The organism is Thermoleptolyngbya sp. PKUAC-SCTB121 (genome assembly GCF_016919485.1).
In the GTDB taxonomy this organism is placed as follows: domain Bacteria; phylum Cyanobacteriota; class Cyanobacteriia; order Elainellales; family Elainellaceae; genus Thermoleptolyngbya; species Thermoleptolyngbya sichuanensis.
The window spans coordinates 1,085,308-1,108,204 of sequence record NZ_CP070366.1 but is presented as its reverse complement, the minus strand read 5'-3'; the positions used below and the strand labels follow the sequence as shown (position 1 = coordinate 1,108,204).

General features: G+C 56.6%; 18 protein-coding genes and 1 riboswitch. Of the genes, 10 read left to right on the top strand and 8 right to left on the bottom strand.

The features are described from left to right. Positions 1-125: 125 nt before the first annotated feature. Entirely contained in the window at positions 126-863 is a 738-nt protein-coding gene (locus JTM80_RS04635; RefSeq protein ID WP_255548874.1) for a RibD family protein, read from the bottom strand. Positions 864-1,286: 423 nt separating this feature from the next. Here JTM80_RS04635 and JTM80_RS04630 point away from each other — a divergent pair, with 423 nt between their 5' ends. Beyond that, a complete protein-coding gene (locus JTM80_RS04630; protein ID WP_205370691.1) occupies positions 1,287-3,296 on the top strand; it encodes a sensor histidine kinase in 2,010 nt (669 codons plus the stop codon). Between the two features lie 20 nt (positions 3,297-3,316). Here JTM80_RS04630 and JTM80_RS04625 read toward each other — a convergent pair whose 3' ends face one another. Beyond that, a complete protein-coding gene (locus JTM80_RS04625; RefSeq protein ID WP_172354811.1) occupies positions 3,317-4,021 on the bottom strand; it encodes an ROK family protein in 705 nt (234 codons plus the stop codon). Between the two features lie 276 nt (positions 4,022-4,297). Here JTM80_RS04625 and lnt point away from each other — a divergent pair, with 276 nt between their 5' ends. Next, positions 4,298-6,181, top strand: coding sequence for an apolipoprotein N-acyltransferase (lnt, locus tag JTM80_RS04620; RefSeq protein WP_205370690.1), 1,884 nt, complete (start codon positions 4,298-4,300; stop codon positions 6,179-6,181). Here the strand turns inward: lnt and JTM80_RS04615 are convergent. After that, positions 6,126-6,542, bottom strand: coding sequence for a DUF4359 domain-containing protein (locus tag JTM80_RS04615; protein WP_172354815.1), 417 nt, complete (start codon positions 6,540-6,542; stop codon positions 6,126-6,128). The two genes, lnt and JTM80_RS04615, sit on opposite strands and share 56 nt — an antisense overlap. Positions 6,543-6,975: 433 nt before the next feature. Here JTM80_RS04615 and JTM80_RS04610 point away from each other — a divergent pair, with 433 nt between their 5' ends. The 4 genes from JTM80_RS04610 (at position 6,976) to JTM80_RS04595 (ending at position 11,986) form a co-directional block, all read left to right on the top strand. Beyond that, entirely contained in the window at positions 6,976-8,724 is a 1,749-nt protein-coding gene (locus JTM80_RS04610; RefSeq protein WP_172354817.1) for an ABC transporter ATP-binding protein, read from the top strand. Positions 8,725-8,828: 104 nt separating this feature from the next. Beyond that, on the top strand, positions 8,829-9,221 hold the full coding sequence (locus JTM80_RS04605; protein ID WP_172358852.1) for a hypothetical protein: 393 nt from the start codon (positions 8,829-8,831) through the stop codon (positions 9,219-9,221). Positions 9,222-9,458: 237 nt separating this feature from the next. Then, the gene (locus tag JTM80_RS04600; protein WP_205369514.1) at positions 9,459-10,772 is read left to right on the top strand and encodes an NF041680 family putative transposase; all 1,314 of its coding nucleotides are present in this window, start codon (positions 9,459-9,461) and stop codon (positions 10,770-10,772) included. A 167-nt stretch (positions 10,773-10,939) separates the two neighbouring features. Further along, a complete protein-coding gene (locus tag JTM80_RS04595) occupies positions 10,940-11,986 on the top strand; it encodes a glycosyltransferase (RefSeq protein ID WP_205370688.1) in 1,047 nt (348 codons plus the stop codon). A 177-nt stretch (positions 11,987-12,163) separates the two neighbouring features. Here JTM80_RS04595 and JTM80_RS04590 read toward each other — a convergent pair whose 3' ends face one another. The 4 genes from JTM80_RS04590 to ftsH all read right to left on the bottom strand — a co-directional run bounded on the left by JTM80_RS04590 (position 12,164) and on the right by ftsH (position 16,553). Next, positions 12,164-12,727, bottom strand: coding sequence for a hypothetical protein (locus JTM80_RS04590; RefSeq protein ID WP_205370686.1), 564 nt, complete (start codon positions 12,725-12,727; stop codon positions 12,164-12,166). Between the two features lie 71 nt (positions 12,728-12,798). Then, complete coding sequence (locus tag JTM80_RS04585) at positions 12,799-13,737, bottom strand: lipopolysaccharide assembly protein LapB (protein WP_205370684.1); 939 nt, start codon at positions 13,735-13,737, stop codon at positions 12,799-12,801. Between the two features lie 7 nt (positions 13,738-13,744). Further along, a complete protein-coding gene (gene petJ / locus JTM80_RS04580; RefSeq protein WP_172354823.1) occupies positions 13,745-14,086 on the bottom strand; it encodes a cytochrome c6 PetJ in 342 nt (113 codons plus the stop codon). Positions 14,087-14,717: 631 nt separating this feature from the next. Beyond that, positions 14,718-16,553, bottom strand: a complete 1,836-nt coding sequence (ftsH, locus tag JTM80_RS04575; RefSeq protein ID WP_205370683.1) for an ATP-dependent zinc metalloprotease FtsH — start codon at positions 16,551-16,553, stop codon at positions 14,718-14,720. 428 nt (positions 16,554-16,981) lie between these two features. Here ftsH and JTM80_RS04570 point away from each other — a divergent pair, with 428 nt between their 5' ends. Then, entirely contained in the window at positions 16,982-18,541 is a 1,560-nt protein-coding gene (locus tag JTM80_RS04570; RefSeq protein WP_172358853.1) for an FAD-dependent oxidoreductase, read from the top strand. A gap of 117 nt (positions 18,542-18,658) precedes the next feature. Here JTM80_RS04570 and JTM80_RS04565 read toward each other — a convergent pair whose 3' ends face one another. Beyond that, positions 18,659-19,720: a linear amide C-N hydrolase gene (locus tag JTM80_RS04565; protein WP_172354827.1), complete on the bottom strand. Its 1,062-nt coding sequence runs from the start codon at positions 19,718-19,720 to the stop codon at positions 18,659-18,661. A 290-nt stretch (positions 19,721-20,010) separates the two neighbouring features. After that, positions 20,011-20,156, top strand: a riboswitch (guanidine-I (ykkC/yxkD leader). 108 nt (positions 20,157-20,264) lie between these two features. On the opposite strand from JTM80_RS04565, the gene JTM80_RS04560 reads away from it, so the two are divergent. The 3 genes from JTM80_RS04560 to hypB all read left to right on the top strand — a co-directional run bounded on the left by JTM80_RS04560 (position 20,265) and on the right by hypB (position 22,883). Next, on the top strand, positions 20,265-21,449 hold the full coding sequence (locus JTM80_RS04560; RefSeq protein WP_172354829.1) for an agmatinase family protein: 1,185 nt from the start codon (positions 20,265-20,267) through the stop codon (positions 21,447-21,449). Positions 21,450-21,619: 170 nt separating this feature from the next. Beyond that, positions 21,620-22,000: a hydrogenase maturation nickel metallochaperone HypA gene (gene hypA / locus JTM80_RS04555; protein WP_172354831.1), complete on the top strand. Its 381-nt coding sequence runs from the start codon at positions 21,620-21,622 to the stop codon at positions 21,998-22,000. Between the two features lie 100 nt (positions 22,001-22,100). Further along, on the top strand, positions 22,101-22,883 hold the full coding sequence (gene hypB / locus JTM80_RS04550) for a hydrogenase nickel incorporation protein HypB (RefSeq protein ID WP_205370681.1): 783 nt from the start codon (positions 22,101-22,103) through the stop codon (positions 22,881-22,883). The last annotated feature ends 14 nt before the right edge of the window (positions 22,884-22,897 follow it).

Below are 22,897 nucleotides of genomic sequence, written 5' to 3'. Positions count from 1 at the left end.
GATTTTGGATTTGGGATTTTGGATTTGGGGCGTTCAGGGTGGGGGACGGGGACGGGGTTCATCCCTGGCGCTTGATCATGCCAGCGCCCGCCATGCCGATACGAAACATCTCTTTACAACGTAGATCAATCTTTCGCTCGATGCAGGCGATAGTGCAGAAAAACTTCTTGGGCGATCGCCTCTACGGAGAGCAGTTCCAAACGGGGTGCGGCAGCTTCTAGCCAGCCAGGGCCGCCGACGGGGGTCGGGGCCGTGTATCCGCCCAGCAGCAGAGGACAGACGGTAATCCAGAGATCCTCTACGGCATCGGCGGCAATCAGCGCCGCCACTAGTTCGCCCCCACCGCCTAACACCAGACGGTGAATGCCCAACTGGAACAGCAGCGGCAGGGCAATCGCCCAATCCAGCCCCGTCGGAGTTTCCGGCAGAGCAAACACCTGGGCAAATTCAGACCCCGCCCGCCAGCGGTCGGCCCCGGCGGCAGTGGTCAGCAGCCAGCGGGGAACGGGCTGCTTGAAGAACTTGAGATCCGCCTTGAACTCGGCAGTGCGGGAACAGACGATGTGGACAGGCTGGGGCGATCGCCCTGTTGCCTGCCGCTGCTGGAGCAGATCGGGATGGGTGATGGGCAGCGTTGTACCGTAGGCCCGCAGCGTCGTTGCACCAAACAAAAAGCCGTCTGCCTCAGCCAAGCGGGCTTCCAGATGGGCTTTATCGCGGGCAGAGCCAAACCGAGCAGGCGATCGCCCCACGTCTGCGATCTTGCCATCCAGGCTCATCGCCAGTACAACCGTGATGGAGGGCATCGGGCGAAACGAGAGAGACGGGCGTGGTGTCGGTTCTGGCAGCTTGCCTAAAATCATAAAGGAGCGCTCTAAAAACCTAAGAAATCAGAAAATTAGTCTATAAAATCAGCTAGGTTCTACGCACTTGTGAGCGATTTTCTGGATTTTGGACGATTTTTCACGGGCTGCAATCGAGAAAAATCGTCTAATTATCGTCTAATTGCGGAGTTTCTATCCATTTTTCAGCGTTTGGCAAACTGGCACATGAGCAGGCTGGCATATCAGCAGACTGGCACAGAAGCAGACTGGCACAGGAGATGAAGACGGTAAGTTAGACAGCAGATTACGGCTAATTGCGCCTCTGAGTATTTCCGCGAAAGCTTTCCAACTTTATGAAGACTTCAAGAAGTTTGCCTGGTCTGAACAAATCTGTGGCTCGGTCAGAAGCAATCAAATCTTAGTGTTTTAAAGTGGAGTATGCCCTTTAGGTCGGGAATCGCTATGCCTGGTGGTCAGCCCTCCTTCCGCCGCTTGCTGCTGATGCGAATTTTGCTGCTTAGCATTCCCATCTTGCTGTTGGGGGTGGCAGTGACGTTTCGTAAGGCCCGCACCAGCCTCCTCGAAACAGCACGGCAAAACCTGACCGAGAGCGCGATTCGTAAGGGCAACCTGATTCAGAGCAGCATCGACTCGCTTCAAACCAGTCTGGCGATCGCCAGCCAGACCGAAAGCTTGCAAGCCGGGGACATGGCTCGAAGCCAGCTTTTTCTGGAAAAATTGCTGCCCCAACTGCCGGGGGCCCAGTGCTTGCAGTTGACGGATTTGTACACCGATCAAATCGTTGCAAGCACCTGCGGCAGTGAGCCAATCAAGTCGCTCGACGACCATCCCTGGCGCTACCAGCCCGACTCCAGCGCTATTAATCCTTTCCAGAGGTCTGTCCTAGATACCCAGCCGCGACGGCGGGTGCGGCAAGAACCAATGAATAGCCAGCTTGATCTGGTGATCAGCACTCCTGTTTACACCAACGATGGCAGACCCCGCTATGGGCTGACGGTGCAAACGGTGCTGCGACAGATTGAGGTGGCGCAGCCCTGGTCGTTGCTGGGCTATACGACGGTGATCGACCAGGACGGGACATTCCTGTCGCACCCATTTCCCGAAAAGGTAGGACGCAATATTGCCGAAGAGGGCGATCGCGATCGCTTTGAAAACATCCTGGAAAATACCGCTAGGGGCGATGGGGCAGTGCGTCACCTGTTCAACTTTTCAGGCGACAGCACCGAATGGCTGGCAGGCTTTACGCCCATCGAAGTCAGCATCAGCCCCGCTGAAAAACGCATCTGGACGGTGCTGGCCGTTACCCGGCTTGACTACGCGCTAGAGGGTCTAAAGTCCATCAGCCAAATCCTGGCGCTGCTGACGGGTGGGCTGCTCACGGCACACATGCTGGCGATGCTCTACATTGCCCGCGATATCTCTCTGCCCATCGAAAAGCTCGGCAAATACGCCCGCCATCTGGATCGGCGCGATGTTAAAGCTCGAATGCCCAAAAACTTTCAGGTGCGCGAGCTAAACCAACTCGCAGAAGTGCTAAACAGCATGGTCAGCCGCTTGGAAGATCGCGCCAACGAGCTAGAGTCGGCCTGGCAAGAGGCCGAAGCCGCCAACCAGCTCAAGAGCGAGTTTTTGGCGACGACCTCCCACGAACTGCGAACGCCGCTCAACGCCATCATCGGCTGCATTCGGCTGGTGCAAGACGGCTACTGCGACACCCGCGAAGAGGAACTGGATTTGCTGGAGCAGGCCGATAAGGCAGCAATTCACCTGCTCAAAATCATCAACGACCTGCTAGACATTCGCGGCATCGAGCAGGGTAAGCTGCGGCTCTTTCTAGAAGTGGTGGATCTGCGGCAAATCTTGAAGGAAGTGCTGGAGCTACAGGCGGTTGAAATTCAGCGAAAGCAGCTCCGGCTGACGGCTCCTGATCTCGATGAGCAAATTTTGGTGCGGGCCGATCCGGCGCGGCTGAAGCAAGTGCTGCTGAACGTCGTATCCAACGCCGTGAAATTTACCGACGAAGGCAGCATTACGATCGACATTCGCCGCCACCAAAAGTCTGAGTTTAGCAAGCTGGTCAGCGACGGGGTTTCCCTCAATGGAGACGGTGGGGATTTGACAAACCCCAACACCCGCCCCCAAGACTGGATTGTGGTTTCGGTCAAAGACACGGGCATCGGCGTAGACCCAGAGCAGCAGGACAAGCTATTTCGCCCGTTTGTGATGGCGGACGGCTCTACTACCCGCAAGTTTGAGGGCACGGGGCTGGGGCTGGCAATCTCGCGCAACTTGGTGGAGCGCATGGGCGGCACGATCGACCTCTACAGTGAGGGACTGGACAAAGGCACGACCGTCGAAATTACCTTGCCTGTGGTGGATGATTCCCAAACCTCAACCTTCGATCCCGACACTAAGGCAGACACCCCAGAGCGCATTAAGGTTAGTTCATAAGGTCGATTGGGCAATGCGTCCTAATCGCGCCAGAGGGCGATGCCGCCCAGTAGTCCTGCAATATTGGGCACGGCCTTGGCGCGGGGGGGCAGGGTGAAGTTGATTTCCTTGGCGTTGCCGCCGCCGAGGTAGAGATAGTCGTAGTTAAACACGCGCTGCCATTGGGCGATCGCCTTTTCTAGCCGTTCGTTCCACTTTTTCTTGCCGCCCTCGTCGAAGGCAGCGCGGCCCAACTGCTGTTCGTAGGTCTGCCCTTTGCGAAACTCGTGGTGTCCCAGTTCCAGGTTGGGCACGAGTCGCCCGTTCAGGAACATCGCCGAGCCAACGCCCGTGCCCAGGGTGATCACCATTTCTACGCCCGTTCCGGCGATCGCCCCTAGCCCCTGCATATCGGCATCGTTGATCACGCGCACAGGCGCTTGCAGCTTTTCGATCAGCACCGTCGCCAGATCTACCCCAATCCAGTCGGGATGCAGGTTCGCGGCGGTTTCTGTGATGCCATTTCGCACCACGCCCGGAAACCCGACCGAAACCCGGTCAAAGGCTTTGCCGCTGGCCAGTCCCAAAATTCCCTGAATCATCGGCCCTGGCTTGGCGGGGTCGGGGGTGGGAATGCGATCGCGCTCTGTCACAGGGTTGCCTGCTTCGTCCAGCACCATCACCTTGATGCCGCTGCCGCCGATGTCTACTGCCAGGGTATGAAGAGGGGGTGTTGTGGTTGTCATGTCGCCTGTTAATCCTTATGAGCAAACTATAGAGGCTGTTTGCGGGCTAAGGCGGCGGATTTAAGGAACTTTGAAAAGTTGGTGCCCCAGTTAATCCTCCGGCAGGGCGCTACGAATGAACGTGCCACAAGCGCGGTAAACGCTGACCGAGCACGCCAACATCGCAAATCTAGCATCGCAAATCTAAAATCGAGACAGGTCAGCAGGCTCATTGCCCTCGTCAGCGTCAGTTGGTTCAGTAAAGCATTCCAAAAATCCCCCTCGCGGGGCAGTATCTTGGCTGAATTTCGCCTGTTTTTGCCCATGCCGACCCTTTTGAAGCTGTTTGGCAACATCCGCAAACCACTCACCCAGGCTCTAACCCAGCCTCTAACCCAGCCTCGTCCCCGTCGCATCTGGGGGCTGGTCGCTCTGCTTGGCGGACTGACGATGGGCTGCACGGTTGCGCCTGCGAACGCCTGGTGGCTGGCGTGGGTGGCGCTGGCTCCGCTGTGGGTCATAGTGAGGAGAAATTCTGGGTGGGGCGATCGCGCTTCTTCATCCGATTCCCCGCAATCCCCCTTGATAACGAGGACGTTTCGGTGGGGCGATTCCCGTCAAGATTTCTTCGCGAATTGCGCGTTGCTCCCGATCCTCTGGGGCATGGGCTACCACGGTCTAGCCCTCTCCTGGATCGTGGATCTGCACCCGCTGACCTGGATGGGGATTCCCTGGCTGGGCAGCGTGGCGATCGCCCTCTTCGCCTGGGTGTTCATTACCCTCTGGGGCGCAGCCATCCCCCTAGTCTGGAGTTTGGGTTTTTCCCTTGCCGCTCGCTTGTTTCGCCCCACGCTCCCATCCGCCCACCCGCCTACCCGCCCACTTTTCCTGATTCTGACTGGAACTGCCCTCTGGTGCGCCACCGAAACCCTCTGGAGCCATAGCCCGCTCTACTGGACCTCCCTAGCGCTGACCCAAAGCCCCCACAACCTGCCAATTTTGCATCTGGGGCAACTGTCTGGCCCGACAGCGGTGACGGCGGCGATCGTGGCGGTGAACGGGCTGCTGGCAGAAAGCTTTTTGGCGTGGCGCACTCGTCCGCAGCGTGTGTCGGCAGAACCGGAGCGCAATTCGCAAAGCGCCCCCAACGGGAATCACCCGCCGCTTCCAGGTTCCCCATCAAGCGCGAGTCGGTATCTAGCGCTGGCGCTGGCGCTGCTGGCGACGACGCATCTGGGCGGCTGGGTGCTGCTGCGGCAACCGCTGGCAGATCAGGACAACCAAGCGCTGACGGTGGGGCTGGTGCAGGGCAATGTGCCAACGCGGATCAAGCTGTTTGAAACGGGCGAACGGCTGGCGCTAGAACGCTATACCCAGGGCTACAACGCGCTGGCGGATGCAGGCGTAGATCTGGTGGTGATGCCGGAGGGGGCGTTTCCCTGGGTGTGGGTGGGCACGGCGCAGCAGGCGCGACATCCCCTCTACCAGGCAGTGCTGGCGCGGGGCGTTCCGGCGATTGTCGGCACGGTCGGCTGGCAAGAACGCCGCATGACTCAAAGCCTGTTTGCCCTCGCTCCCAATGGCGAGATTGCCGGACACTACGACAAAGTGAAGCTAGTGCCCCTGGGCGAATACATTCCCTTTGAGGAGGTGCTGGGGCGCGTAGTGGGGCGGCTGTCGCTCATCCAGGGTTCGATGCATCCAGGGCACTTGGAGCAGCGGTTTGATACACCAGTGGGACGGGCGATCGCCGCCATTTGCTATGAATCTGCCTTCAGCTACTTATTTCGGCAGCAGGCGGCGGCGGGCGGCGAGTTTATCCTGACTGCCTCCAACAACGACCCCTACCCCCGCCGCATGATGCTGCAACACCAGGCCCAGGACGTGATGCGGGCGATTGAGAGCGATCGCTGGGCTGTGCGCGTCACCAACACGGGCCTGTCTGGCATCGTCAACCCGCACGGAGAAACGGTCTGGCTGTCGGGGGATCAAACGCTGGAAACCCACGCTGCCTCGATCTATCGCCGCCGGAGCAAAACGCCCTACGTCCGCTGGGGCGACTGGCTGCTGGTGCTGTTGGCAGGGCTGAGCGTGATTCGTGAAGCGATCCCTACGGGAATTCCTCTTATTGCTTCTTGGCTTCGTAGGTCACGAAATTCCCCAAAACCCCCACCGTCTTGAAGCGATAGGCCGGCAGCAGTTGCGGCGGCAAAAAGGAGCGAATCTCCGCAGGCAGCAGCCGATGGGCAGACAGGTTCGTTTGATAGAGGCTCAGCACGCCATAGTTAGAGCGCTGCGTATTGTCGGAAATGATTTCCCGCAAATCGCCCTGGTTGTCTTCTACCAGATCCGCACAAAGGTCTTCCAGGTCGATGCCCAACACATCGGGCGCATCGGGACATACTTCCTGATTCAAATACTCGGATAGACGAGCGGTGGCATATTCATCGTAGGCCGCCTCACCCGGATTCGTCGCCGCCATGCCAATGCCCGCAGCAGCGATCGCCAGCCCGATCCAAATTCCAATCGATCCGCGCTTCATACGCTCCGTTACCCATGCGTGCCAATGCATTCCAGACCTATTTCGCTAGCCTAGCGTAGATCCCCGACTGATGCCTGTCGTCCCCATTCCAAGGATTTCAATCCCACAGGGCGATCGCGCTGATGCCCCCACCGGGCAATTACAATTGGGCAATGACCATAGGGACGCTTGCGAGGGGCAGAGAGTTTCTAGACAGTGTTTTAGACAGTGCTTTAAAGCTTTCTGGGTCGTTGATTGCCTCGAGTCGATTCCCTTGCACCCCCCTCAACAAACAGAAACGCAATTGAGGGAAGGAGCTACGCGCTTCATCCTCAGTATCAACGATTCTCCCAGGTAGCGACGAAGGAAGCTGCCGGAAGCTTGTAGACGCTTGATTAGCAATCCAAAATCCAAAATCTCCAAAATCCAAAATCGCCCACCCTCTTCCCCCAACATGGTCATCTCCCGTTTCCAACGACTGCGCCAATACCTCCGCCCCCACTGGCGACTGGCCGCAGGCGGCATTCTGGCGCTGCTCCTGGTGAATGGCATCGGGGTCTATATTCCGCTGCTGCTGCGGTCGGGCATTGACGAGCTTCAGCAAACCTTCAGCTTTGGCCGGGTGACGTTCTACGCAGGGTGGATTTTTGCCCTGGCATCAGTGATGTGGGGAATGCGGATTTTGTCGCGCATCTGGCTATTTGGCGTGGGGCGGCTGGTGGAATTTGACCTAAAGCAGCGGATTTTTAGCCACCTGCTGATGATGGAGCCGGCCTATTTTGCTGAAAATACAGTCGGCGATTTGATCAGCCGGGCCACTAGCGACGTGGACAATATTCGGCGGCTGCTGGGGTTTGCCGTGCTGAGCTTAGCGAATACCATCTTTGCCTACACGCTGACGCTGCCTGTGATGCTGAGCATTGACGTGCGGCTGACGGTGGTGGCGATCGCCATTTACCCGCTGATGTTTTTCCTGGTGCATCTGTTTAGCGATCGCCTGCGAAACCAGCAGCTTCAGGTGCAGCAGCGCACCTCTGACCTCAGCGATCTAATCCAAGAAGACATCAGCGGCATTGCCCTGATCAAAATCTATGCCCAAGAAGAAAACGAGCGCCAGGCTTTTGCCGAGCGCAACCAAAACTTGCTGAAGGCAAACCTGGCCCTGGCCCGCACCCGCACGACGCTGTTTCCCCTGCTGGGCGGCTTGGCGAGTATTAGCCTCTTGGTGCTGCTGGCGCTGGGGGCGGGCGAAATTGCCAGTGGGCGCATCAGCATTGGCGATTTTTTGGCGATGCTGCTGTATGTCGAGCGGCTGGTGTTTCCCACGGCGCTGCTGGGCTTCACAATCACGGCCTACCAGCGCGGCGAGGTCAGCATCGACCGGGTGGAATACATTCTGGCGGAGCAGCCCAAAATCGACGATGCGCCCGACGCGATTCATCTGCCCCGGTCGGAGGTGCAGGGCTGGCTTTGTGCCGACCATCTCAGCTATACCTATCCGGGTGCAGTTCGGCCCGCGCTGGATGGGGTGAGCTTCAAGATTCAGCCGGGTGAAACGGTGGCAATCGTCGGCCCCATCGGCTCTGGCAAATCCACCCTGGCAAACGCCCTGCCCCGCCTGCTGGACATTGCGCCAGGACAGGTGTATCTCGACGGCTACGACATTACGCAAATTCGACTGCGAGACCTGCGGGGGGCGATCGCCTACGTGCCCCAGGAGAGCTTCCTGTTCAGCACGACGATTAAAAACAATATTCGCTATGGCGACCCCAAAGCCGAGCAGGACGAGGTAGAGGCCTCCGCCAAGCAGTCGCAGATTCATCCAGAAATTCTCAACTTTCCGCAGCAGTATAAAACCATCGTTGGCGAACGCGGCATCACGCTCTCTGGCGGACAGCGACAGCGCACAGCCCTAGCCCGCGCTCTGCTGATCGATGCGCCCGTACTGATTTTGGACGATGCGCTCTCCAGCGTGGACAACCAGACCGCGACGGAAATCCTCACCAACCTGCGAGAAGGAACTCAGCGGAAGACGGTGCTGTTCATCACGCACCAGCTCTCGGCTGCCGCCCTAAGCGATCGCATCTTGGTCATGGATGGCGGGCGCATTGTGCAAGCGGGACACCATGCCGAACTCCTATCGCAACCGGGTCTATATCAGACGCTCTGGGAACAGCAAAAGCTGGAAGAAATTCTTCAATGAAATTCTTCGATAGCGCGTCCATCAGAGCGTTCGCAGAGAATTGCAAAGGAGTTTACAATCATTAATACTTGTTAATGTATTGCCCCTTGCCTCTAGAACTCCCCATGCTGAGCGAACTGCTGCCGTTCCGACTGGCGATTGACTCGACCACCGTTGCAGGCGTTGGGCTGTGGGCGCTGGCGCTATACCTCGGCTTTTCGCCCCTAAGCGACTGGGTGATGGATCAGATTAGCCGCTGGCTGAACTTCGCCGAGCGATCGCTCTACACCTCACAAGCCGAGTTTGAGCGCACCCGCGCCGCCCGCGAAGCCCAAAACAGCTTCTATGCCTCGCTGCTCAGCGTGATTCCCTTTGTGATTGCTGGTGCGGGACTGAACTATCTAAGTGACGTAAGCCTGGGGCGCAGTTGGTCGGTCAGCATGGGTATTTTGTCTGTCATTGGCGCGGCAGTGTACGAACTGGGGCGGCGCGACGGCCAGGCTTCGGACGAGGAGTAGGATTTGCATCGTAGTCTGAACCCTTCACTCAGCGCTTTGATCTGCGAACTGGAGATTTTTCAGCGTTGCTGAGTAACATTGCGATCGCGCTGAACCTTAGGCATCGTCTTCTAATGCCTCCTTGAACTTTCACGAACTTCTACAAATCTTTAGTTTGGACTAATGGTGAAGAGGAAGGCAGTCAATGAGAAGCACCGACTGCCGTAAGGTCAATGAAGTACAACCAACATTGACCCCATGATTTTCAACGAACTTCAGCAATTTCGCCAAACGTTGTATGCCAGCTTGGGAAACGCCAGAGATGCCCTGTTTGATCTGATGGATGCCGTGTTAGTGAGTGCGTGCATCGTGTCGTTTGTGAGGCTATCGCAGAGTCCTGTCTTTCGTCGCCAGTGGTCGAGCCCCTATGAAGCGTTGCGCGATAGCCGCCTACCCCGCTCAAAGGTGCTGAAGCTGTTGGTGCAGCAGATACCGACTCAGCAGCAACCGTTGTTGGCAGGTGATGCGAGTCGGTGGAACCGTCCTGCTGCCAGGCGTTTGAAAGACCGCACCTTATCAGGCAGAACAGGACATGCCCCGATAGCCGGACAAAACTACAGTACCTTAGCCTGGATTGCTGAAGACAGGGGCAGTTGGGCATTACCATTGCGGCATGAGCGCATCACCAGCTTTGAAACACCCGCCAGTAAAGCGGCATTCCAACTCAAACAAGTGACTCGGCAGTTAGCGGTGCGTCCGTTGGCGATCTACGACCGAGGGTACGGCAATGCCAGTTTTGTCAACCAAACGGCAGGGATTGAGGCAGACTTGCTGCTGCGGGTTACATCCAATCGATGTGTCTATGGCGCGCCCCCAGCGTATCGAGGGCGAGGCGCACCTGCCAAGCATGGACATAAGATGAAACTCAATGACCCTGACACTTGGAGTGTCCCGGTCGAAACCGTTGAAGTCGATGATCCCAACTGGGGACGAGTGCGGGTCAGTCGTTGGAGTGCATACCATTTCCGCAAATCCCCCAAACGGGCAATGGAAGTGTTGCGCGTGGAGGTGCTGGAGACACAGAGCAGCACGCGACGCTTGGCTCCTTTGTGGTTAGTTTGGCTGGGTGAGCAGATGCCTCCGTTAGAAACCCTGTGGTTGCACTACCTCCGTCGCTTTGCCATTGAACACTGGTATCGCTTTGCCAAGCAGAGGCTATATTGGACACATCCCCAGTTCAGTTCTGTATCGGCAACCGAACAGTGGAGCAGCCTGATGCCGTTGCTCAGTTGGCAGTTGTGGTTAGCGCGAAAGGACTGTACTGACCACCCCTTGCCCTGGCAGGCACCGCAAGAAACGTTGACTCCGGGTCGGGTCGCACAAGCGTTTGCAGGCATTTTGGCAGCGATTGGCACCCCTGCTCCTGCGCCTAAACCTCGTGGTAAATCGCCAGGACGAGGCAAGGGGCACAAGCCAACTCCTCGTCCCTGCTATCCGATGGTCAAAAAACGAGCCTCGAAACGCAAGACATCCGAACAATCCCTGAACAGTCCGGTTGCAACAGCAGCTTAACTGCGAGCAGGATTGTATCCAATTCCTTAAGTTCAACTGTTATGAACGGTTGAGCAGATTCTTTATGGCATCCTGTTGAGCATTATTGTGATGCCAGTTAGTCCAAACTAAAGACAAATGGCTTGGGACTGCTAGATTGACAGCATCCACAAGTTAAAGGGCTGCATATGACTTTTTCTTCTCTCCCATATCCAGTGAATTTTGTAGTTAAGTACACTCAGAAGTGGGCTGATCTGTTTTGCTCTCCCGAATCCTCAATCCCTGACCCCAACGCCTTATGTACTCGTATTCGGACTAATGAAGACTCTTGGATCGTTCTCACCTATTTGCATTTAAAGCGCAGAAATCTCAACGTATTTATTTCTGATCGCTTTGTCCCTGGAGAAATTTGTGTTGTTAGTTCTCCTGATCTGGGTATTCGAGATCTGACTTTTAATTCATTTATGGTTGGTTGTCGTGGTGATGGCTCTAAGCCTGCACTTTGTAATATGGCAATAGTGCAAAACAGAGCCAACGTGGAATCAGCAACCGACATATTCATTCCCCTCTGGCCGCAGCCGGGCTTGATACCAAGGCTGAAGGAGCGAGGCAACACCATCGAAAATATTGTATTTAATGGCTACGAGATTAATCTGTACGCGCCCTTCTGCTCTTCAGAATTTCAGCAAGAACTAGAGAATCTTGGGGTAAAACTCATTATTAACGGCAGTCCTGAGAGTGGCCCTGTCATGTGGCATGATTACAGCACTAATGATTTGGTTTTAGCAGTCCGTGATCTAACCGAAAAAGATGCTTTGGGGAAACCAGCAAGTAAGTTAGTGAATGCTTGGAGCGCAGGAGTTCCTGCTCTACTTGGTCCTGAACCTGCTTTTCGTGACCTCAGGCAATCGGAACTAGATTACATTGAAGTAAAAACACCCAAAGCCGTACTAGAGGCAATTCAAAGATTGAAAGCTCAACCTGAAACGTACCAGAAGATGGTCTTAAATGGTTTCCGGCGAGTTCAGGAGTTTTCAGTAGACAACATTATTAAGCAATGGTGTCAGGCACTTGCAGAACCTATAGCGGAAAACTACAAGCGATGGAAACGGAGCAGTCAAATCATACACGCAGCAGAGTTTGTGCCTAGGATTTTCAAGCACAAAGTTGCTTCTAGACAAGCTGCTTATAACCGATTTCATGGATATCGTATTGTTTCAGGGCAATACACCTAATTGTTTCATTGAATCGTTACCTTCTTCTGGATTTACGGTCACCTCGATTAATTGACTTATTGAGAATTAATTGACTTATTGAGAATTTTAGGAGCATGAAACCCTTGTTTTCTTGTAGCCATTCTCAAGAAGATCTGAATTTTTCGAGGTGTCCTTACCTTAATCTAAAGCGTTTCGCTAGGGCTGCACAGTAATTCGTCTAGTCGCTTGAATTGGCTGTCCGTTGTGCATCAGCGCTTCGTGCCCGTTTGCGTTCAAGCTGACGGTAATTTCGTGGGTTCCAGGGGCGAGGCTTTCCAGGTAATACCAGTTTCCATACAGGCGGGTTATCTTCACCCCGTCAATGTACAAATGACCGTGCCCTTCCTGGAAACTGCTGGTTTGATTGACCCGCTCTGGCGCAAAGGCAAAGTTTGTCACCTGAATTTCCAAATTCCAGCCCCGACGAGCATCTGGATGAATCACCAGTTCGACCGTGGGAATGGGCTGTCCGGCAGGAATTTCCAGCATCCCGTGTTCGTGGTCATGTGCGCCCTGATGCGGGGAATGGGGCGGGTGGGCATGGGTTGAGCCTGCGTCGTGCGGTTGGCTATGCGAGTGTCCTTCGTGGGCATAGCGCAGGGGCATGGAGGTAGAAGCGTGAATCAGACCTGTGGGAACTGCGATCGCCCCACAACCAATGGCGATTCCTGCAAGGATCGCTTCGCGAATCGCCCAACCCAGCTTGAACCCCTTTCCCATATTATCTAATCTTTTCTTACTCATCTGCATCGTGAAGGCGTGAAATGCATACGTAAAATGAACAACTGACGCTAGCCAATCGAGGTGTGCGATCGCCATTGTTTGAGCAACTGCACCGCCTGCCGATAGGTATCTGGCGCAAGCTCCGGGTGTTCGCCAAAATAGCGCACCGACTCTCGCAGATCGGCGATCGCGCTGCCAGACTCACCGCGCTGCTGTCGCACCATTGCCCGCCCAAAATACGCCTCTGCATAGGTTGGATCAATGGCAATGGCCTGGTCAAAATCGCTCAGAGCCGCCACCAAGTTTCCATCACGGTGATAGGCGCAGGCGCGGTTGAGGTAGGCGCGGGCATTGCCACTATCCAGTTGGATGGCCTGCGTCAGGTCGGCGATCGCCCCTCGCAAATCGGACACCAGCAATTCCGCCAGCCCCCGATCGGTGTAAATTTGGGCCAGCATCTTGCGGTCTTGGGGCGGAGCCTGTCGCAGCGCCTCACCATAATCCACAATAGCCTCCCGATACGCTGCCTGCGCCGCCTTTGCCAGTCCGCGATTGTATCGGGCGCGGGGGTCGTGGGGCGTGAGGCTCAGCAATTGCGTAAAGTCGGCGATCGCCTCGTCTAGGCTGCCCTGACGATAGTGCGCCAGCCCACGATTGAGATACGCTTCGGTATTGCGCGGATCGAGCCGCAGCGCTTGGGTGCAGTCGTCGATCGCCTCGGCATACTCGCGCTGATAAATTCGCGCCAGACAGCGATCGCCATAGGCCGCTGCCAAATTTGGGTTGGCGCGGAGGGCCTCGCTGAAGGCCGCGATCGCCGCTGGATAATCGCCCTGCCGAAACGCCGCCACCCCAGCGGTCAGGGCTGCTCGATCGGGCTGCTGGGACGCAACCTCGGCGGCGATCGCGCTGGAACCTCTACTCCACCAAAGGGTCAACATCAGCCCCAGCGCCACCAGCCCCAAAACCATACGCTGCGAAACCCGCCGAGGGTCTGGCTCCTGCATGGGCCACCTACCAGCCCTTCTCGGCTTGATCGAGGACATAGGCAGCGACGGCGGCAATTTGCTCATCGGTCAGCCGTCCCTTAAACGCAGGCATCCCGGCTTTGCCGTTGGTTACCTGAGTCGTGATGGCGGCGACGGAATTCATGCCAAATTTTTCCAGCGCTTCTTTCTTCAAGGTTTTTTCGGCATTCACCAGGTTAATACCCCCCGCGTGGCAAGCGGCACAGTTGGCGCTAAATACCTTTGCACCCGTCGCCAAATCCGCATCAGCACGGGCAGGCAGGGCGATCGCCCCCAGCCCAATCACCAGCGACAGCACAATCGAAAGCGCCTGCAAAATCCGTTTCATCGTTGTGTCTCCAGATATCAACCTTCTGGAGGCTTATCGTCTCGAAGTCTAGCCGCATTGTCAAAAGACAGCCCGTCAAATCAGATCCCTTTGGCGCTTCACTAGGGACTTCAAGCCTCTCTTGCTCCCTTTCTCCCAAATTGGGAGAAAGGGTTGGGGGATGAGGGCAAATCGAAAGTTGCACATCGCGTTTTTCTTGCCTTTCCTCAGCGTTCAAGTTCAATAAGCTGGTTCTCAGTTGGAGGCGGCAGTCTAAGGGCAGCGTCTCCAAAAGTTAGTGAGCGCATCGCCCGCCCAACTCTGGCGGCGGTCTGGGTTGCTCAGGACGCTCCGGATTCTAGCAAAGCCGTTTAGTTGGATTTCCGGCTCCTGCGTCAATGCTGGCGGGTGTGGCGATCGCCTCCTTTCCTGGTCAACACCAGACTGGCGGCACTATCAAACCAAGTTCATTAGCTCCTCAAGCGGGATAGGCCTTGCCTGCTCCGCTTTTTCTTAACTGCTGCGCGGGCCACCCTTCCTCAAGCCTTGCCATAGGCTGAATAGAGCCGCAGGACTAGTTAAGACAAAAGGCGCAGAGATATCTACTGGATACCTTTGCGCCTTTCCTGTTGAATCGGAACCTGAACGAGGCTTAGCTCTGGGTCAGCCAGGGTTGAAGACCTTCGGGGGCCTTCACCTGGGCGAGAATTGCCGCCAGCGTGCTGCCTTCCAGCACCTCCTCTTTGAGCAGGGTTTGGGTGGCAGACTCCAGCAGGTCGCGGTTGAGGCGGAGGATGTCCAGCGCCATGTCGTGGGCCTTGTCCAGCGCTTGCTTGACCTGGCGATCGATTTCGGCGGCCACCTCTGGGCTGATGGCGCGGCGAGTGCTGCCCCCATCGAGGAACTGCGCCTGGTTTTTGTCGAAGGCGATGGGGCCGAGGGTTTCGCTCATGCCGTATTGCGTGATGGCGCGTTCCGCTAGGTCGGTGGCCCGCTGGATGTCGTCGCTGGCTCCGGTAGACACCTTGCCAAAGACGATTTCTTCCGCAGAGCACCCGCCCAGCAGCGTTGCCAACTGGCCGCGCAGTTCATCTTCAAGCAGCAAGAAGCGATCGCTCTCCGGCGTTTGCACCGTATAGCCCAGCGCCCCCAGTCCGCGGGGCACGATGGAGATCTTCGACACCTTAGTATTTCCAGGCATCAGCGCCCCCACCAGCGCATGGCCCACTTCATGATAGGCAACGGTCTGCCGCTCCAGCGGGGTCAGCACGCGAGAGCGCTTCTCCAACCCCGCAATCACCCGCTCGATGGCTTCGTTGACATCCGCCATCAGCACGGCCTGGCGATTGTTGCGGGCGGCCATCAGCGCCGCTTCGTTGACCAAGTTGGCCAGGTCAGCCCCGGAAAAGCCTGCCGTTTGAGCGGCGATCGCCTCCAGATCCACATCCTCTCCCAGCTTCACTGGGCGGGCATGAACCTTGAGGATTTGCAGACGGCCGCTCTTGTCTGGGCGATCCACCAGCACTTGCCGATCGAAGCGGCCAGGGCGGCGCAGCGCCGGGTCAAGGATTTCTGGGCGGTTGGTGGCGGCGATCACGATCACGCCGTCGTTGCCGTCGAAGCCGTCCATTTCCGTCAGCAGTTGGTTTAGCGTCTGGTCGCGCTCGTCGTTGCCGCCGACGGGGTTGGCGCTGCGGGTTTTGCCGATGGCATCTAGCTCATCGATGAACACGATACAGGGAGCCTGACGCTTGGCGCGGTTGAACAGATCCCGCACGCGAGACGCGCCCACGCCAACAAACACTTCCACAAACTCCGAGCCAGACATGCTGATGAAGGGCACGCCTGCTTCTCCGGCGATCGCCTTGGCCAGCAGCGTCTTGCCCGTCCCCGGCGGGCCCACTAGAAGCACACCCTTGGGAATCTTCGCCCCAATGCGGCGATACTTCTCGCCATTCGCCAAAAAGTCCACAATTTCTTGCAGTTCTTGTTTAGACTCGTCTACGCCGGCCACATCAGCAAAGGTGACCTTCCCTTTACCCGCCTGGTTATAGACGCGGGCGTTGCTTCTGCCCATGCCCATGCCTACGCCCAGCCCGCCAAAGCCGCCGCCAAAGTTATTGCCCAAGCCACTCCCAAAACTGCTGCCAGGGGTGCTGTTGTTGGAGCCACCCCCCGCCTGATTCAGCCTTGCCAGCCAAGCAAACATCCCCACCAGCATCCCGGTGGAAAGTAAGATACCTGCCACTAGCCCAGAGGTGTCGCCGTTGTCATCGAGCTTGGTAAAGGGTACGCCGTGGCGACGCAGCAGACCCGGCAGCGTGTCGGTCGGGCCGTTGGGAAGGGTGTAGAACTGCTCTCCACCCAATTCTGGTTTCAGCGAGTAATCAATGCGATCGCGCTTAATCACAACCCGCTGCACCTGGGATGATTTCACCTGATCGAGAAAGGTGCTGTAGGTCGAAAGGGAACGAGAATCCGGTTTCATCGGCAGTAAGTCCTGAATGCAACAAGCATGAAAAAGGCGATCGCTCAATTCACATCGCACTTCTCACATTCTTGATTTTCAGGGCGATCGCCCTAACTCAGAGAGCCGAAAACCTCACTCAATCAGGCGGGTTTCCCGAAGGACTCACGCTCTAGAAATGCAATCATGGCGGTTCTTACCATACTTAAGTGGGGTTTTCCGAAGATAGACCCCCATTGCAGAAAAGGTCTGCCTTTCGGAGCGCACTGACTCAATCTGCTGAGAGATCTCGCTCGCAGGCATTAGGCGATAGGCTTTGGGCAAAGCTGCGGTTTTCCAAATTTTCTGAAACCGTGTTTGGATTGATTTCCTTGATCTTATCTTGACTGACCTTCCTGGCTAACCGTTGAGAACGCCCCATCAAGCACTTCCCTATGACACGACTCCCAATGGCACAAAATCCGAGTTCCACCCAATCTTTCTGGATAGACTCCACCCAGGATGTTTCTACCTATCCCAACCTGATCAGCGAAACCTTTAACGACGTTACGATCGATGTCGCTATTGTTGGCGCGGGCATGGCTGGACTCACCGCCGCCTACCAGCTTGCCAAGTCGGGCAAAACCGTTGCCGTGATCGAGGCGGGGGCGATCGCCGCTGGGGTGAGCGGGCATACGACTGCCAAAGTGACCTCGCTACACCAACTGATCTACGCGCAGTTGCTCAAAGATTTGGGCGAAGAGAAGGCGCGGCTCTATGCCGAAGCCAATCAGACAGCCGTGGAATTTGTGGCGCAACTCGTAGAGCGAGAGCAGATTGACTGTGACTTCAGCCGCCAGACCGCATACACCTTTGCCGAGTCCGCCGATCAGCTTCAGTCCATCCGCGATGAGGCTCAGGCGGCGCAAACGCTAGGGCTACCCGCCAGTTTCGTCACCGAAACGCCGCTGCCTTTCCCCATTGCCGGGGCCGTTGCCTTTAGCAACCAGGCTCAGTTCCATCCGCGCCGCTATCTGGCGCACCTGGCAAGGGCGATCGCCGCTGATCCCAGCAACTACATCTTTGAGCATTCTCGCGTTCTGGAAATCAACGAGGGCGAACCCTGCCAGATTGTGACCGCACAGGGCACGGTTCACGCCAAGGACGTGCTGGTGACGACGAACCTGCCGTTTTTGGATCAGGGACTGTTCTTCGCCAAGTCCTATGCCAAGCGGTCGTATATCATCGCTGCGCCAATTGAGGGCGATCGCGCTCCCCAGGGCATGTTCATCGGCACGGGCGAGGGCTATCGTTCTATCCGCACCACACCCTACCAGGATCGGCAACTGCTGCTGATTGGCGGCGAGGGGCACAAAACGGGCAGCGATGAGGCCACCGAGGAACGCTTCGAGCGGCTGGAGGAATACGCGCGATCGCGCTTTGGGGTGCGAGACATCGCCTATCGCTGGTCGAGTCAGGATTTCGTCTCCTTTGACAAAGTGCCCTACGTTGGCAAGCTCACGCCCATGACCCATCACCTCTACGTGGCAACAGGCTTTAGCCTGTGGGGGATGACCAACGGCACGGCGGCTGGGCTAGTGCTAGCCAACACGATTTTGGGCATCGAAAATCCCTGGGCAGATCTCTACGACTCGCTGCGGGCCACGCCGTTTGTCACCGCCGACTCGCTCAAGAACAACCTGGAGACGGGGATACACTGGGTGGGCGATCGCCTCAAAGCGCTCCAGCACCACTCCTTTGACGAAGTGGCCATGGGCGAGGGCAAGCTCATCACCATCGAAGGCAAACAGCTTGCCGCCTATCGAGATGAAACCGGACAAGTCCACGCCGTATCGCCCGTCTGCACTCACCTGGGCTGCATCGTGAACTGGAACGCTGCTGAGAAAAGCTGGGACTGCCCCTGCCACGGCGGCCGCTTTAGCTGCCAGGGCGAGGTGCTACACGGGCCACCCGTCGAAAACCTGGAGGTCTACCCAGTAGCTACCACCGAAACGGTCAGCACTCGATAGATAAGAAGCAGATAAGAAGCAGGTAAGAAGTTCGACAGAGAAAGGCTTCGACGTGCGGTGTAGAAACGCCATACCACACGTCATCCATTTGTAGCCTCCAACTAACTTATCTATCCATCAGTCGGACGGTTGAAACACAAACGGTGCTGCGGACACAAACTGACTGGAGACTTCGCCAGAGAAGATCACCTGCTGTCTGTCGCCCAGATCCAGCGTTCTGACCCCAGAAGCGGGCGAAAAGTCCACCTTTTTCGAATCTACCCAAAACACATTGGGCGAAATTGCCGACTCGAAGTAATACAGCTTGTCCTTGTGATCCGCCACAACACGCCAGCGCGTGGTCGATAGGTTGGGCTGGTCAGATATGCTGATACCATAGGGAACCGACACATTTCGCATGACGCTGAATACGGACGCGGCGGCAATGCGCGGATCGTCGGTTTGGGGAATGGCGTTGATATAAAAGCTGGCACGGGCAAAGCGGTCGGTGGCGCGGCTGGTTCCGGGCAAAAAGCTGAGTCCGTCTATCTGTTGCCAATAGGATGTGATAGCAAGCTGCTGCTCAAACACTGGCTCGTTGGTCATGACCTGATAGTCGCGGCTGTGGTGAATTTGCAGTTCCCCATCTACCCATTCCAAAATAGCGCTGTCGCCCGTGGCATCCGAGAGTGAAAGGTGAATCGTTGCCAGTCGCCCCGGCTGGCCGGGCACTTCGCCCGCCCCCACATGAAACGGGTTGGCGCGGATATGCTCGATTGCTTCCGACACGGTTGCAAAGTTATCTAGAAAATATTGCGCCCAGATGGATAGCGAAAGGCGCGGCGTTCTGCCGTCGTTTTCTGGGTATTTCGACGTAGCGAGCCACTGGGCATTCACCACTAGTCCTGGCTCGTTCATGCCGTCTACGGTAGCAATGTTGTAGCCACTGACGATCAGGCTGCCGTACTTAGAAGTCCACCGCATTGAGTTGGGGCCGGCCGCCGCGCCGTTGCGCTCCATTCCCCGTGGAAAAATCCACAAATTGCTGAGAATTTCGAGCTTCCAGTCCATAGTGCGCCCAGTGAGGACACGCCCTGCGGGGCCCTGATAGACGGCCCGCGTACAGGCTTCGGCCGGTGCTGCAACGAGGAGCGTTGTGGAGAGTAATAGAGCAAACAGAGCCTTTGGGATACGTTTCATAGTGTACTGGGTGTTACCAAACTGAGCATCTTAGCATTTGCGACGCATCCTATCTCGATCGCCCTCTGCGTTTCAAGATCAGCAGACTGCAAGCTCACACGTTCATTCAGGGCCGCCTGTAGCGCTTTGCGACTTCCCCCATCCCCTTAAACCCTGTCCTTAAACCCTTTAAGTATCAGCACCTTAAACCCTTTAAATATCAGCAAACGATGACAAGTCCGAGCTGGATCGTATCTGAAACTACAAATCTTATCCATTGCGCTTGCTAATCTCCGTCTAATTCAACAAAAGAATTTAGCTTCTAGGGTTCCGGCTTTCAGAGTGTTGATTTAGACGTTCTGCGTAAGCGACTGGTCCAAGAGGGGCAGGCTGGTTTCAGAGCATTTCACCACTGAGGTCTCTGCCAGTTCCACGGCGGGATAAAAGCCCGGGAGACGGTTGCCTTGTGCGGCCTGTTTCCTGGGCTTTGTTGTTGCATCTGATTTTTGCATTTGATTGTTGCATTTTGTTGTTGCATCCAGATTGAACGAGTTGAACAGGCGTTATGACGAACGAACCCAATTTTCAGGCTCCCAATTCTTTCAGCTTCGAGGCGCAGCGGGCGCTGGAGCGCGAGGCGAGGCTACCGCTGACGGGCTGGCAGCAGGAGGTGTCTAAGGGGTTGGAGTATGGGCTGGAGGCGGCGGACAGCATCCGCGATCGCTCTATTCCCACCTTCTCTCGCGGCGAACTGCCCCACTATGCAGGCATCAATACCTTTTTGAAAGCGCCCTACTTAGAAGACGTGCGGAAGGTGGGAGAGTATGACGTGGCGATCGTCGGCATTCCCCACGACTCTGGCACCACCTACCGTCCTGGCACGCGGTTTGGCCCCCAGGGTATCCGCCGCATCTCTGCCCTCTACACGCCATATAACTTTGAACTGGGCGTAGACCTGCGGGAGCAAATTACGCTGTGCGATGTGGGCGATGTGTTTACCATCCCCGCCAACAACGAAAAGTCGTTTGACCAAATTTCCAAAGGGGTTGCCCATGTGTTTGCGTCGGGAGCCTTCCCGATCCTGCTGGGTGGCGACCACTCCATTGGCTTTCCCACGGTGCGCGGCGTGTGTCGGCATTTGGGAGATAAGAAAGTCGGCATTATCCACTTTGATCGCCATGTGGACACGCAGGAAACCGACCTGGATGAGCGGATGCACACCTGCCCCTGGTTTCACGCGACCAATATGGCAAACGCCCCCGCCAAAAACCTGGTGCAACTGGGCATCGGCGGCTGGCAGGTGCCGCGCCAGGGGGTGAAAGTATGCCGCGATCGCGCGACAAACATCCTCACGGTGACTGACATTACGGAAATGGGAATCGACGCTGCCGCAGAATTTGCTCTAGAGCGGGCCCTCGATGGCACTGATTGCGTCTGGATCAGCTTCGACATCGACTGCATCGACGCGGGCTTTGTCCCTGGCACAGGCTGGCCAGAACCGGGCGGGCTGCTGCCGCGAGAAGCGCTGGCCCTGCTGGGCAAGATCGTCCAGCGTGCGCCCATTTGCGGACTGGAGGTGGTGGAAGTTTCGCCCCCCTACGATGTCAGCGATATGACGGCGCTGATGGCGACTCGCGTAATTTGCGACACGATGGCGCATCTGGTTATTTCGGGGCAACTGCCGCGCCGGGAAAAGCCCGCTTACATTCACGCCGAAGCAAATATGGCGGTGGATCAGGCGTGGTCGTAGCGATGGAGAATCTGTGCATGAAATGATGCGCTTAATGATGCGCTTAACGTCTATTTCTAACGTCTACTTATATTGTCGTGATGCGTGTTGGGGCGATCGCCCTCATCCCCAATTGCTATCCGTTTCTAGTTCCACCCAGCGTTCTCGCTTTACTCCTCCGTTAATCTGATATGCATGAAACCGACATGACCAAAGCGCTCATCCTGACGGTCAAAGACTGGTGGGAATCGCAGCCCGATCGCCCCACCATTCAGTGCATCCATCTGATTGTTGGGCGATTTACCTGCGTCGAACCCGCTAGCCTGCGGTTCGCCTTTGACGTGCAGACCCAAAACACCTTCCTGCACGGTGCAGAGCTAGCGATTCAGGAAACGCCCCTGATTGCCTTTTGCCACACCTGCCAGCAGGAGTATGCGCCGGAGATTGGGCTGCAATATGCCTGCCCCACCTGCCACGCGCCTATGGATGACATCCGCTCTGGGCGAGAACTCAAAATTGACCGGATTGAATACGCCGCCGCCCACAGCACTGACCTGGCCACCCTCCGGTAAGTAACTCGGCATTTTGCCTTTTACTCACTCGGCGGATGACTCGGCTAAAACGCTCGACTGACTGACTCGACATACTCTCGATACCCACCGTTGAACCACCATGCACCTGACCCACGACGCTGCGATCGAAATGAACCTGCTCCACGCCAACCAAGCCGGAGCCGACCACAACCGCGCCCATTTTGACGAATGGGGCATCACCTGTCTGAACCTGATGAGCAGTCCCGGCGCGGGCAAGACGGCCCTGCTGGAGCGCACCCTGGAGCAACTTGCGCCCCAAATCAACATTGCTGTGATTGAAGGCGACATGATCACAGAACTCGATGCTGACCGCCTGCGCCAGCACAGGGTTCCGGTGGTTGCGATCAATACTGGGCGATCGTGCCACCTGGATTCGCGCATGGTGGCAGGCGGCATTCACCTGCTAGAACACCAGTGCAACCCGGCAACGCTCGACCTAGTGCTGGTGGAAAATGTGGGCAACCTAGTGTGTCCAGCAGAATTTGAAGTGGGAGAACACGCTAAGGTCGCGCTGCTCAGCATAACCGAGGGCGAAGACAAGCCGCTGAAATATCCCATCATGTTCCGCGAAGCCGATTGTCTGCTGATTACCAAGATGGATTTGGCTCCGCATCTAGAAGTGGATCTGGAAAAGCTGGTGGCAAACGTGCGCCAGGTCAATCCGCGAGTGGCTATCTTACCCGTTTCCGCCAAAACTGGGGCAGGACTGGAGGCGTGGTTTGATTGGGTGCGATCGCAGCTTCATTCACCCAATCCATCACAAAACCATTCATCAGACCCTTCGCAAAACCCTTCGCAAGACCCTTCACAAAACCATTCGCCCCATCCTGCGGACTCCTCCTCAATGGCGATCGCCCCCTAGCAGGGTTTGCAATC

What these genes read in the sequence shown, in the direction of transcription:
- JTM80_RS04635 (WP_255548874.1), bottom strand. Translation starts at nt 863, where the DNA reads ATGATTTTAGGCAAGCTGCCAGAACCGACACCACGCCCGTCTCTCTCG.
- JTM80_RS04630 (WP_205370691.1), top strand. Translation starts at nt 1,287, where the DNA reads ATGCCTGGTGGTCAGCCCTCCTTCCGCCGCTTGCTGCTGATGCGAATT.
- JTM80_RS04625 (WP_172354811.1), bottom strand. Translation starts at nt 4,021, where the DNA reads ATGACAACCACAACACCCCCTCTTCATACCCTGGCAGTAGACATCGGC.
- JTM80_RS04615 (WP_172354815.1), bottom strand. Translation starts at nt 6,542, where the DNA reads ATGAAGCGCGGATCGATTGGAATTTGGATCGGGCTGGCGATCGCTGCT.
- JTM80_RS04610 (WP_172354817.1), top strand. Translation starts at nt 6,976, where the DNA reads ATGGTCATCTCCCGTTTCCAACGACTGCGCCAATACCTCCGCCCCCAC.
- JTM80_RS04605 (WP_172358852.1), top strand. Translation starts at nt 8,829, where the DNA reads ATGCTGAGCGAACTGCTGCCGTTCCGACTGGCGATTGACTCGACCACC.
- JTM80_RS04600 (WP_205369514.1), top strand. Translation starts at nt 9,459, where the DNA reads ATGATTTTCAACGAACTTCAGCAATTTCGCCAAACGTTGTATGCCAGC.
- JTM80_RS04595 (WP_205370688.1), top strand. Translation starts at nt 10,940, where the DNA reads ATGACTTTTTCTTCTCTCCCATATCCAGTGAATTTTGTAGTTAAGTAC.
- JTM80_RS04590 (WP_205370686.1), bottom strand. Translation starts at nt 12,727, where the DNA reads ATGGGAAAGGGGTTCAAGCTGGGTTGGGCGATTCGCGAAGCGATCCTT.
- JTM80_RS04585 (WP_205370684.1), bottom strand. Translation starts at nt 13,737, where the DNA reads ATGCAGGAGCCAGACCCTCGGCGGGTTTCGCAGCGTATGGTTTTGGGG.
- petJ (WP_172354823.1), bottom strand. Translation starts at nt 14,086, where the DNA reads ATGAAACGGATTTTGCAGGCGCTTTCGATTGTGCTGTCGCTGGTGATT.
- ftsH (WP_205370683.1), bottom strand. Translation starts at nt 16,553, where the DNA reads ATGAAACCGGATTCTCGTTCCCTTTCGACCTACAGCACCTTTCTCGAT.
- JTM80_RS04570 (WP_172358853.1), top strand. Translation starts at nt 16,982, where the DNA reads ATGGCACAAAATCCGAGTTCCACCCAATCTTTCTGGATAGACTCCACC.
- JTM80_RS04565 (WP_172354827.1), bottom strand. Translation starts at nt 19,720, where the DNA reads ATGAAACGTATCCCAAAGGCTCTGTTTGCTCTATTACTCTCCACAACG.
- JTM80_RS04560 (WP_172354829.1), top strand. Translation starts at nt 20,265, where the DNA reads ATGACGAACGAACCCAATTTTCAGGCTCCCAATTCTTTCAGCTTCGAG.
- hypA (WP_172354831.1), top strand. Translation starts at nt 21,620, where the DNA reads ATGCATGAAACCGACATGACCAAAGCGCTCATCCTGACGGTCAAAGAC.
- hypB (WP_205370681.1), top strand. Translation starts at nt 22,101, where the DNA reads ATGCACCTGACCCACGACGCTGCGATCGAAATGAACCTGCTCCACGCC.